General features: G+C 49.9%; 9 protein-coding genes. 5 read left to right on the top strand and 4 right to left on the bottom strand.

What is annotated here, in order from left to right; genetic code table 11:
• Positions 1-26 precede the first annotated feature (26 nt).
• From ACOQPM_RS01460 to ACOQPM_RS01445, 4 genes are all read right to left on the bottom strand, one after another.
• Complete coding sequence (locus ACOQPM_RS01460) at positions 27-422, bottom strand: response regulator (RefSeq protein ID WP_420627447.1); 396 nt, start codon at positions 420-422, stop codon at positions 27-29.
• Positions 423-562: 140 nt separating this feature from the next.
• Positions 563-793 carry a cold shock domain-containing protein gene (locus ACOQPM_RS01455; RefSeq protein WP_420627446.1) on the bottom strand — a complete coding sequence of 77 codons (231 nt, stop codon included), beginning with the start codon at positions 791-793 and terminating at the stop codon, positions 563-565.
• A 204-nt stretch (positions 794-997) separates the two neighbouring features.
• Positions 998-1,726, bottom strand: a complete 729-nt coding sequence (locus ACOQPM_RS01450; RefSeq protein WP_420627445.1) for a GNAT family N-acetyltransferase — start codon at positions 1,724-1,726, stop codon at positions 998-1,000.
• A 39-nt stretch (positions 1,727-1,765) separates the two neighbouring features.
• Positions 1,766-2,860 carry a 6-phosphofructokinase gene (locus ACOQPM_RS01445; protein WP_420627444.1) on the bottom strand — a complete coding sequence of 365 codons (1,095 nt, stop codon included), beginning with the start codon at positions 2,858-2,860 and terminating at the stop codon, positions 1,766-1,768.
• A gap of 340 nt (positions 2,861-3,200) precedes the next feature.
• Here ACOQPM_RS01445 and ACOQPM_RS01440 point away from each other — a divergent pair, with 340 nt between their 5' ends.
• The 5 genes from ACOQPM_RS01440 to ACOQPM_RS01420 all read left to right on the top strand — a co-directional run bounded on the left by ACOQPM_RS01440 (position 3,201) and on the right by ACOQPM_RS01420 (position 12,516).
• The gene (locus tag ACOQPM_RS01440) at positions 3,201-5,663 is read left to right on the top strand and encodes a response regulator (RefSeq protein WP_420627443.1); all 2,463 of its coding nucleotides are present in this window, start codon (positions 3,201-3,203) and stop codon (positions 5,661-5,663) included.
• Between the two features lie 340 nt (positions 5,664-6,003).
• Entirely contained in the window at positions 6,004-9,228 is a 3,225-nt protein-coding gene (locus ACOQPM_RS01435) for a response regulator (protein ID WP_420627442.1), read from the top strand.
• 1 nt (position 9,229) lies between these two features.
• Complete coding sequence (locus ACOQPM_RS01430) at positions 9,230-10,060, top strand: CheR family methyltransferase (RefSeq protein WP_420627441.1); 831 nt, start codon at positions 9,230-9,232, stop codon at positions 10,058-10,060.
• 57 nt (positions 10,061-10,117) lie between these two features.
• Positions 10,118-11,371: a sensor histidine kinase gene (locus ACOQPM_RS01425; protein ID WP_420627440.1), complete on the top strand. Its 1,254-nt coding sequence runs from the start codon at positions 10,118-10,120 to the stop codon at positions 11,369-11,371.
• Entirely contained in the window at positions 11,368-12,516 is a 1,149-nt protein-coding gene (locus ACOQPM_RS01420) for a sensor histidine kinase (RefSeq protein ID WP_420627439.1), read from the top strand. The genes ACOQPM_RS01425 and ACOQPM_RS01420 overlap by 4 nt, the downstream gene beginning before the upstream one ends.
• Positions 12,517-12,537: the final 21 nt, after the last annotated feature.

The raw sequence follows: 12,537 nt of genomic DNA, 5'->3' as shown, positions 1-12,537 counted from the left end.
GCACCTAAGCCGAAGGCTTGAGGCCACTAAGCTGTAGGCGAAAGATAACTCTGAATTTTGTTGGGCAGGTCAAAAATTGGGGTGTCTTTGGAGATAAGGTCGTTGGCTCCAGCATCGAGGCTCTCGGTTTTGGTGTATTGACGATCATCGGCAGTGTACATGAGGATGTACGGCCGTTCCGTTGTCATTGTCTCTCGAATCCTGCGGCACACTTCAATACCGGTCATGCCGGGCATCATCACATCCAGCAAAATCAGGTCTGGCACCTCATCCCCCACCATTTGCAATGCCTGCTTGCCACTTAATGCACCACGCACGTTGTAGCCAGCCTGCTCCAAAATGAGCAAGCACAGGTTAACCAGAGATTGTTCATCATCTACAACTAATATTTTTGGCTCGTGGTTCGATGAGTTGGCATCCATGAAGTTATTGTAAAAAAAGCTACTGTGCTAGGTAAATAGTCGGTAAGAACCATTCCCAAATTAGGCACTAAAATAAAAAATCCCTTCGGAGTAAAATGCAGGATTCCAAAGGGATTCTTACGTTTTAGGTTTGTGCTCGTTTACTCGGTAGGGCCAAAGCTGCGCCGTGCCGTTACGCTTTGTGCCTGCGGGCCGCGTCCTTTGTCAACCAGTTCAAAATCAACCCGATCACCTTCGTATAAGTTCCGGTAACCGTCGCCCTCAATGGCAGAATAATGTACAAACACTTCTTGCCCACCATCATCGGGATTGATGAACCCATATCCTTTCAACCGACTAAACCATTTCACCATACCTGTTTGTTTACTCATTCTGTTACCTCCGCGTTGAGTACGAGACGCAAAAAGCACCGAACCCTAGCGGCAAGGGTCACGGCGCTTTGCAAAAAAATTACAATACTTCGCTTACTTTAATTCCTGTACCGCTCATGCTGATACAAAAATTAACATTCCAGCGGGGGGATGTCTATGAATAGAACGTGAAACCTGATGAAAAAGTTTTACAGGGGAAAAAGGTTATGGTTGGGGTTTAAGAACGGCCTGGATCAACGTTTCGCGCGCGCCTGTGTCGGTGAAGCCGACGCTCTCAGCAAGCTGTATGGAGGCCTCATTGTTTTGTGCCACGACGTAGAGGGGGATACGGCCGTTTTCCAACAAATAATTTGCCATTGCCGACACCACACTGCGCCCCCAGCCCCGCCGACGATAGCCGGATTTGGTGGTTACGCCAATCTCGGCAAAATTGGGGGATTGCCAGTTGAGCGTGGCCGACGCGCCAATAACGCCACTGTCCCGGTCACGGATGGAAAAGCGGGGTAGGCCGTTAGGTGCGGTATCCTGCGTTACCAGCACATTGATGATTGGCTCGAAGTGAGACGGCCGTAACCGGTACAAACTGAGCTGCTCTTCCGACTGGACTTCAAACAAGGCGTGCAGCAGTGGCGCATAACGGGCCGGCGCATTGAGAATGACGGCCGTTCCCGCATCAATCGCCTCATAAATAACGTTTGTGCTGGTTTGCATATCGTGGATGGGCAAGCGCAGGGTGACAAACGGCCGAAACAAATCCATCCCCGTGCGAGAAAGTGCCACGTACCCCTGGGCACGAATGGCAGCGTAGGGATACGGCCGTAAAATTGTGCGGTTGTCTGGATGATGAAAAGCAAAATAGCTCGCCATCCCGTCTGCCGGATTTTTTTCATCCAGCAGATGAAAAATGGCGCGTCGTTGTTGTGTTAAAGCCATACAATAAAATTATTCCAAGAAGCTTTTTCTGTACCGGAATCAATCCCCAAAGCTAATGCCCAAATCACGACCCGTTAAAATCGTGTCGCAATCGAGCGGCACTCGTTTCATGCGGCCAGCCACGTCTGCCAATGGCACATAATTCACAGTTGGCGGGTCCAGGGCTACCATCACACCAGTTTGCCCTTCAACCAGGGATCGAACAGCAGCTGCCCCAAAACGGAGCGAGAGCAAGCGATCGTAGGCGGTGGGCTTGCCACCGCGTAGCAGATGCCCTAGCACCACCACGCGCGTCTCTTTGCCAGTGAGCGCTTGCAGCTCTGCGCCAACTTTGTGGCCAATGCCGCCCAAACGCTCCGCTTGCCCCACCGCCTTGCCAATGATGGTCAAATCGCCGCCAATCGGTTTTGCCCCCTCAGCTACGACCACAATTGAAAAATCGCGCCCTCTGGACGACCTTTTTTGGATTTTTTCGGCAACTTTGTTGATGTCGTAGGGAATCTCTGGCAGCAAGATGGCATCGGCCGTACCAGCTACCCCGGAATTAAGCGCAATCCAGCCCGCGTACCGACCCATCACTTCCACCACCATAATGCGCTGATGCGAAGCGGCCGTTGTATGCAGGCGGTCTATACATTCGGTGGCAAAATAGACGGCCGTATTAAAGCCAAACGTCGCCACCGTCTTATCCAAATCATTATCAATCGTTTTAGGCACGCCCACAACGCGCAACCCCTTGGCCGCCAATGCGCCTGCAATAGCCAAAGAGCCATCCCCGCCGATGGCGATCAGCGCATCCAGCTTCTGCTCCGCAAATGCGTCTAGCAGTTCGTCCGATCGATCAATCTCATGATATTGGCCATCTTCCCCCAAAACCGGGTACGCTAGCGGGTTGCCCCGGTTGGTGGTGCCTAAAATGGTACCGCCCAGATGAGTAATGCCCCGCACCGAATCCGGCGTCAGGGTCATTAGGCCACCTTCAGGATAATTTTCAGGCATTAGCAACCCATTGTAACCATCCCGAATACCCACGCATTCCCAGCCGCGCTGCGTGGCAGCCAAAACGATCGCTCGTATCACAGCATTTAAACCAGGCGCATCACCGCCGCCCGTGTTAATTGCAATTCGCTTCATCTCCATCAACCACTCCCTTCGTTCATTATCACTATGCCAAGATCAAGTATACAAGCGGTTTAGGAATAGGGCACTAGCATTAAAGGTTTGTTATAATGCCCCTCCTTTGACAAAAGTCGCTCTGGCAAACTGCGGCTTTCGGAGACTCGAAATCATGAATGCAGCGAACTATATTCTCTCTTTTTTGTCCTTCCCTGCTTTTGCCGATGAAGAGGAAACGCGTGCCGCTCATTTAATGAACCCCCGCGCACAATACCAATGGATGATAAACAAGTATGAAACACAGACATTGTGCCGCTGAAAAGTTACAATCTGTTCTGTTCCCGGTTAGGAGACACCAGTGAACAAAGAAATACATCTACTCATTTTAGAAGACAATCCCTATGATTCTGAACTGGAAATTGCCATGCTGGAGGATGCAGGCTTTGAATGCTCCTGGAAGCGCGTAGAAACGCAGGCAGCGTTTCTAAACTGTTTACAAACCGACTCCTTCGACTTGCTCATAGCCGACTACAATTTGCCAACCTTTGACGGCCTGACGGCGTTGAAAAACTATCTGGAATTTAACCTGACTGCACCCTTTATTTTGGTTTCGGGAACGCTGGGGGAGGAAACGGCCGTTGAAGCCCTAAAGGCTGGTGCAACCGACTTTGTCCTGAAAGACCGCCTTTCCCGGCTAGGCCCCGTGGTAAAACGCGCCCTGCGCGAAAGAGACGAACAAATACAGCGCATACAAGCCGAACAAGCCCTGCACCGCTCACTCCAAGAAATCGCCCATTCCCAACGCTTTTTACTCGCACTCAGCCAGGCAGCCCAGGCGGTACAGCGCGTCCACACCCTCAACGAAATCTATAACACCATCGGCAAAGAAATAGAAGAAATTGGCTGTCGCACAGCAATTTTAACCCTAACCGAGGAAGACAACTATCTGGAAATAGCGCATCTCACCGGTAGCACAGGTGAAATCGCCCTGGCCGAAACATTGTCCGGACTATCCATCCGCAATCGTTTCCCGATAAAAAATGGCACACTATGCGCCAGAATATTGGCCAACCAAACACCCACCTTTTTTGCAGCTGACGACATGCACCGTTTCAACGAGCAATACCCAGATTCAGAAGCCCCAGCTCAACAGATATTGTCGGCACTGGGCGGCAAGCAAATCATTGGTGCTCCCCTTATTGTCAGCGAAAAATCGTTTGGGCTACTGTTTGTGTCTGGCGATGAGCTGTGGGAAACCGATGTGCCTGCCTTTTCCATATTTGCCAACGCAGCAGCTATCGCCCTGGAAAACGCCCACCTGGATCAAGAAAACAAGCGACAAAACCAACTGCTACAAGAAATTCTAGACACCTTGCCGGAAGGTGTTCTACTGCTCGACGCCGAGCATCGTATCCGGTTAATGAACCCCATTGGCCAACGGCTGGCGGAAAATCTGTCGGGAGCAACTGTAGGCGATGTGCTCGTCAATTTAGGTGAATACCAATTGGCAAATTTGTTGGAGAAAGCAACGGTCGATTATCCCTGGCAAGAGTTAGAGATGGCCGACAAACGGAAATTTTTCGAGTTAGCCATACAACCTTTAGAATCAGGATTACGCGCAGATAGTTGGGTGCTCATCTTACGCGATGTTAGCGAAGAGCGCGAACGACTAGAATACCAGCAAGTTCAAGAACGTCTGGCTACCGTTGGCCAGTTAGCCGCTGGCGTTGCCCATGATTTTAACAATATCATGGCCGTCATCACGCTTTATTCCCAGCTTGTTCTGAAAACGTCTAATTTGTCTCCCAAAAATCAAGAACGACTGATCACCATTCACACGCAAAGCAACCGGGCAACACACCTCATTGGCCAGATATTAGATTTTAGCCGTCGCTCGGTAATGGAACGCTCGCCCATCGAGCTTTTGCCCTTGCTCAAGGAATTGCTGAAGTTATTAGAGCGCACCTTGCCAGAAACCATTGCTGTAAATTTGAATTACGAGCCAGGGGAATATGGTCTCAGTGCCGATCCGACACGTTTGCAGCAAGTTATTATGAACCTGAGCGTCAATGCGCGTGATGCTATGCCTGAAGGGGGAGAACTACTAATTGATCTTTCGCACTTCAGGCTTAGAGGCGGGCAGAAACTGCCGCTGCCAGACATGGCTACCGGCAATTGGATCAAGATCGCTATTTCTGACACCGGCACAGGTATAAACACAGATCATCTGGCCCATATTTTTGAACCCTTTTTTACAACGAAGCCACCGGGGCAAGGCACTGGGTTGGGATTGGCCCAAGTGTACGGGATTGTGCGGCAGCATGGCGGACATATTAACGTTTCTAGCCAATCAGGGCAGGGAACGACGTTTACGATTTACCTGCCAGCACTCAAATTTGCCAGCACGGCGCCACTAGACCCCAATGTTGGTGCTAGCCTTCCCTCTTGGGGGAAAGGTGAAACAATTCTGGTTGTTGAGGACAATGACGCAGCACGCGACGCCATGTGTGATGCACTGGAAGTATTGGGATATGAAGCTCTGGAGGCATCCAACGGTGAAGAAGCGTTGCGGTTGTTTGCTGAGCGTGGAGAAACCATTGCTCTTGTGTTGAGCGATCTGGTTATGCCGGGGATGGGCGGGGCAGCTTTGTACAAGACATTACGCAAAAAAAATCCAGACCTCAAGATGATCGTTATCACTGGCTACCCATTGGAAGAGAAGGGAAAGAAATTATTGGAAATGGGTGTTGTGGCCTGGTTGCCCAAGCCACTTTCTGGGCAACAACTGGCAAAAGTTGTGGCCCAAGCGCTGAATGAATAATGAATAAGCGTGCGATCTACCTGTTAAAAAACAGAGGTGATAGATGGTTTCAAATATAAGACGGATTCTCGCTCCACCCGTTTTTGAGGACGATGAAGACAAGACGCGCGTCGCTAGTCTGCTGAACATCATCTTATTAGTCCTTATGGGGGTGTCAGTGATATATGGTATCTACGCGCTGATTGCAACCACTAGGACACAAAACTGGCAACCACAAACCTGGATATTGCTTGGCACAATGGGCATTTCGATGTTTGTTGCGCTGTTCTTGATACGCCAGGGCTACATTCAAATTACCGCTATATTCTTTTCCGTGTTCATATGGGGAATGGTTACTTATATGGGTATCCTAGATGGGGGCGTAGGGAATGTTAATTTCTACGGTGGATTGGCCTTAGTCATCGCTACGGCCGCTTTGCTTCTAGGGAACCGAGGCGGATCGATCTTTGCCGGGTTGAGCATCCTGAGCGGGGCGGGTGTAGCGTATGCTGAAAGTCAGGGCCTCCTGTCCGAACCCGTCTGGAGTAGGTCGCCAATGTCTGATTTTGCAATGGGAACTGCAGTGCTTGTTATGATTGCAGTGCTGCTGGATTTGACGATTCGTGGCCTCAACACTACCTTGAAGCGTGCCCGCGATAATGAGCATGCCCTGGCTGAGAGAAATAACCAATTGCAAAAGGAGATTGGTGAGCGCAGGCAGGCAGAGGAAGCATTGCAACAGGCTCAGGATGAGTTGGAAACACGGGTCGTTGAACGAACTGCAGAACTCACCCAAGCAAGTACGGAGATTGAAAAGCAAAGATGGCTCTCGGCCGGACAGGCTGAATTAAGTGACAAAATGCGCGGGCAACAAGATATCGCCACGTTAGCCAATAATGTCATCCGCTATTTGTGTCAATATCTAAACGCACAGGTGGGTGCTTTGTATCTTGTTCCAGGTCATGGACGTAAATCTAGTGGGGGTAACGGCCGTTCCCCGCACTCTCTACACCTGGTTGGCAACTACGCTTATGCCAAGCCCGATCACCTCTCAGACCATTTTGAATTTGGGCAGGGGCTGGTAGGGCAAGCTGCGCTGGAAAAAGAACCCATTCTCATCACCGATATTCCCGCCGATTATATCAAGGTCAACTCTGGCCTGGGGGAGACCTCTCCGCGCAATATCCTGCTTTCATCCTTTCTGTACGAGGGTCAGGTTATGGGTGTTGTGGAACTGGGTTCATTAGCAAGATTCAACGCCGATCATACAAACTTTTTAGACAAGGTACTACAAAATATCGCCATCGCCTTTAACACTGCCCGCGCCCGCGAGCGTATGGCCGAATTACTGCAAGAGTCACAGAGCCAGGCCGAGGAACTGGAGGTGCAGCAGGAGGAGCTGCAGACAGCCAATACGGCACTGGAAGAGCAGGCGCAACGCCTGGAAGAATCGGAGGAAAGATTAAAAGCACGGCATGAAGAATTGAGAAACGCCAAAACCCAATTAGAACAAAGGGCTGAAGCGTTGGCCTTGGCCAGTAAATATAAGTCTGAGTTTCTGTCCAACATGTCTCACGAACTCAGAACACCACTAAATAGTTTGCTCATTTTGGCCCAACTTCTGTCCGACAACAAAGATAGCAACCTAACCGCCAAAGAGGTGGAATATGCCAGCACAATTCACAGCTCTGGTAGCCAACTACTGGCGCTCATCAACGAGATTTTGGACATATCCAAAATTGAAGCCGGAACCGCTACGGTGGAAATGAGTACTGTCAATATTGCTGACTTGAGCCAGACCCTGGAACGTGCCTTTCGTCAGGAAGCAGAAGAAAAAAGTTTACGCTTTTCCGTCCGTCTTGCCGAAAATCTACCCGAGACCATTCGCACTGACTCAAAACGCCTGCAACAAGTTCTCCACAATTTACTGGGCAATGCCATTAAGTTTACTGAAGCGGGTGAGGTCTCTGTCAATATCGTATCGGCAACGGGCGGGTGGAGCCACGACCACGCTGCTCTAAACACGGCCGAATCCGTCTTGGCATTTTCCGTGAGCGATACTGGCATTGGCGTTCCCACCGATAAACAGGGAATCATTTTTGAGGCATTCCAGCAAGCAGATGGCGGGATCAGCCGTCAATATGGCGGCACTGGTCTGGGATTGGCCATCAGCCGGGAAATTGCTCATCTGCTCAACGGGGAGCTACGCCTCACCAGTAGCGGCCCAAACCAGGGCAGCACCTTCACCTTCTACTTGCCAATATCCAAGGGGCGCATGCGCCCCCGCCCACCGCAACGCGAGACGCCGAAAGGGGAACAGCCCACTCTGCCTCAACTGGCTCCGGAAGCCGTCAGAGAGCTGGAATTCTTCGCCTGGCCCGATGAGGCCAACGATGACCGGGATGACATTCAGCCTGGTGACCCGGTGTTGTTGATTATTGAAGATGACGTGGCTTTTGCCCGCATTCTTCTGGATATGACCCATCAGCGGGGCTTCAAGGGCGTGGTTGCCACGCATGGCGAGGCCGCTTTGGCAATGACTAAGCAATTCCAGCCAGACGCCATTACGCTGGACATCCAATTGCCCACAATGAGCGGCTGGACGGTGCTGGATTTGCTTAAGCACAATGCCGAGACCCGCCACATTCCGGTTCATATTATTTCGGTGGAGCCGCAGCCTTTGCGCGGCTTGGAACAGGGTGCTATTGGTGTGTTGCCCAAGCCGGTCTCCCGCGACATGTTGAGGCAAGCGCTTGATACTCTGCTGGCTTTCACAGGCCAGTCCAAATCGCTGCTGGTCATTGAAGACGATGAGAATAGCCGGGTCAGTATTATTGAGTTGCTTGCGGGGGATGATATTGAGATTACGGCCGTTGGTACTGCCAAAGAAGCGCTTCATCACATCAAAACCCAATCGTTTGATTGCGTTGTCCTCGATTTGCGCCTACCGGACATGACCGGTCTGGCTTTTCTAAATGAAGCCAAGGAGGATTTCCTGAGCGAGACACCAGTCATTATCTACACCGGCAAGGAGCTAACCAAGCGCGAAGAAACACAACTCAGAAAATTGGCCCAAACCATCATCCTCAAAGGCGCTCGCTCCCCCGAACGGCTGCTGGCCGAGACGGCTCTGTTCTTGCACCGGGTCGAATCCAATCTACCCCAAGCCAAGAGAAAAATGTTGCAAAAAGCTCATCAAATTGAGTCGGTATTGACCAGCAAGAAAGCGCTCATTGTGGATGATGATGTACGCAATATTTTTGCCATTACCAGCTTGCTTGAGCAACAAGGTATGCAAGTTTCGTACGCCGAAAACGGCCGTGAATGCCTTGAAACGTTGGAACAAACGCCAGAAGTGGACATTATCCTGATGGACGTCATGATGCCCGAAATGGACGGCTACGCAGCAATGCGTCGCATACGCCAGAACTCGCGCTTTAAATCGCTACCCATTATCGCACTTACGGCCAAAGCCATGAAAGATGATCGCAAAAAGTGCATTCAGGCTGGCGCATCAGACTACATCAGCAAGCCGGTAGACAACGAGCAACTGTTGTCCCTACTTCGGGTTTGGCTGTATCAATGATATGAGCGAAACTGAAAATACTCTGGAAAAATTGGAAATCCGGCTGCTGCTGGATGGCATTTACGAGCATTATGGCTACGATTTTCGAGATTACGCGCCAGAAACTTTGAAACGCAGAATACAAAACCGGGTTCGAAACGAAAATTTGACGAGCGTGTCCGGGTTATTGGAAAAGGCCCTTCACGATCAGGACTGCTTTTACCGCCTCGTAGCCGATTTATCTATCACCGTATCTACCATGTTTCGCAATCCCGGTTTATTTGTTAGTTTCAGAAATGAGATTGTGCCATATCTGAAAACTTATCCTTTCATCCGTATCTGGCATGCCGGTTGCGGCAAGGGGGAAGAAGTTTACTCGATGGCGATTTTGCTGTACGAGGAAGGTTTGCACGAGCGGTGCCGGATTTATGCCACCGACATGAATCAGGATGCTCTAAAACAAGCCCGGCAAGGCATCTTTCCGCTTAAACAGATGCAAGAATATACTCGCAACTATCAGGCAGCGGGTGGTCAAAATTCCTTTTCTGAATACTACGCCGCCAATTACGATAACGCCATCTTTCATCCCTGGCTCAGAGAAAACATCTTGTTTTCCCGCCACAACCTGACCATTGACGGCCCCTTTAACGAATTTAACGTCATCCTGTGCCGCAACGTGATGATCTATTTCAATCGTGAATTGCAGAACCGGGTTCATCATTTATTCTACAATAGCTTGGCCACAATTGGCTTTCTGATTCTGGGCCGTTCAGAAACCATTAAATTCACCCCCTATGAGACCAATTACGAAGCAGTAGGAAAACATGGAAATACCTATAAAAAGAGCCGGTGAGCGGTGTTCAGTGATCGGTAATCAGTGTTCTGATTACCGATCACCAGAGGCAAAGCAATGAACAACAAAGTAAAAATATTGCTGGTAGATGATCGGCCAGAAAACCTGCTGGCTCTGGAGGCGATACTGGATGAGCCAGGGTATCATTTGGTAACAGCCCTGTCTGGCGATGAGGCTTTAAGATACCTGTTGAAGCAGGAGTTTGCCTTAATTTTGCTTGATGTTCGGATGCCAGAGATGGATGGTTTTGAAATGGCCCGGCTGGTTCGAGAGCGCAAGAAAACCAGCAACATTCCCATCATCTTTGTAACGGCCGAATACAAAAGAAGCGAGCATATTTCGTTAGGATATGCCCTGCAAGCCATAGATTACATTCTGAAGCCTTTCAATCCAGAGATATTGAAGGCCAAAGTGGCTGTGTTAGTTGATTTACACAGCAAGACAACCCAGGTAAAGCAACAAGCGGAATTGTTGCGCCAATCAGAAAGCCATTTAGAACAACTTGTTCGGGAGCGCACAGCCAAACTAGAGGAAGCCAACAGGCAGTTGCAACAAGAAATCGCCGAGCATGAAGAAACGGAGAAAAAGCTTAAAAAACGCACCGAGCAGCTTGAACAGGCCAACCAGGAAATAAAGAACTTTAGCTACTCTATCTCTCACGATTTGCGTGCGCCGCTGCGAGCCATTCAGGGCTTTGCTGAGATCCTCGTTCGCCGCCATCAAGACAACTTGAGCGAAGATGGTAAACATTATGTAAATAACATTATTGAAGCAAGCCAACAAATGGAGCATTTGCTCCAGGATCTGCTGGAATATTCTCGCCTGGGACGCCAGACCATTCATTGGCAACAAGTATCATTGCACAAATTGCTAACCAGGGTGGTCGAAAATTTGTCTGGACGCATGGCAAAAACTGGCGCGACCATTGATCTCCCTCCCGCAAGTGCTTTACCGATCATCATGAGTGACAGGACTTTATTAAGCCAGATTTTTACTAATTTAATTGACAACGCGCTCATTTATCAGCACCCGGATCTTCCACCGCAGGTAACGATCCGCTGCCAAAATGAGGCTGATCACGTTGTTGTTCAGGTGGCCGACAACGGCATCGGCATTGACCCCAAATTTCATGAGAAGATTTTTGACATTTTTCAGCGTCTGCACAACTATGACGACTATCCTGGCACGGGAATTGGACTGGCTATTGTCAAGAAATCGGTTGAGTTGATGGACGGCCGTATCCAAATTGAATCCGCAGCGGGCAAAGGCAGCACCTTCAACATAGAATTACCCAACAGAGATTATCCATGAGCAAAATAAACATCTTGCTAGTAGACGACCATCCGCAAAACCTGCTGGCACTGGAAGCCGTGCTGGACAACCCGGAGTACAACTTGGTGCAAGCGCGATCCGGCGAAGAAGCGCTGCGCCACCTGCTAAAAAAAGAATTTGTGGTCATTCTGCTCGACATTCAGATGCCTGGTCTGGATGGGTTTCAAACAGCCAAACTAATTAGAGAACGCGAGAAAACCCAAGCCATTCCCATCATCTTTTTAACGGCCGCTTTCAAAGACACAGAATACGTCTCCCAGGGCTACGCCCTGCAGGCTATAGATTACATCTTGAAACCGTTTGATCCGGAAATATTGAAAGCCAAAGTGGCCGTTTTGGTGGAACTGCATATGAAAACCATTCAGGTAACACAGCAAGCAGAACTGTTGCGCCAGTCAGAACACCGCCTGGAAAAATTGGTGCGTGACCTCAAAGCAGTCAACGAAGAGTTAGAAGCCTTTACCTACTCTGTATCCCACGATTTGCGTGCGCCGCTGCGCGCCATCCAGGGCTTTTCCCAAATTATTACCCACCGCCACAAAGACAGCCTGAACGAAGATGGCCTGCGTTACTTTAACCGTATCATCGAAGCCAGTGAACTGATGAGCGAACTCATCGAAGACCTGCTGGCTTATTCCCGCCTGGGGCAACAGGCCGTCCAATTTGAACCGGTGCCGCTACAAAAGCTACTGGCTGAAGTATCTGGCAACCTAGCTGAGCGCATAAGCGAACTAGGCGCAGACCTCAAATTGCCTCCCGCAGATACCCTGCCGATTGTGCGCGGCAACCGGACGCTATTGAGCCGGATTTTTACCAATTTGCTTGAAAACGCGCTCAATTACCGCCGTTCAGACGTGCCTTTGCGAATAACCGTAAGCTGCGAGACTAAACTTGACCAGGTCGTCATCCGTGTAGCGGATAATGGCATCGGCATTGCGCCCAAATTCCACGACAAGATTTTCAGCATCTTTCAGCGGCTGCACAGCCAAGCAGAATACCCCGGCACTGGCATTGGGTTAGCCATTGTCAAAAAATCAGTTGATCTATTGAATGGTCAGGTCTGGGTAGAATCGCTAGAAGGTGAGGGCAGTACGTTTTGTGTGCAACTCCCCTGCGTTCAATGATTTCCAAATTATGGGGATCAT

It is taken from the genome of Candidatus Leptofilum sp. (assembly GCF_965223525.1).
GTDB lineage: Bacteria > Chloroflexota > Anaerolineae > Promineifilales > Promineifilaceae > Leptofilum.
The sequence above is the reverse complement of the archived record's forward strand: the minus strand, read 5'-3'. Positions and strand labels throughout refer to the sequence as shown.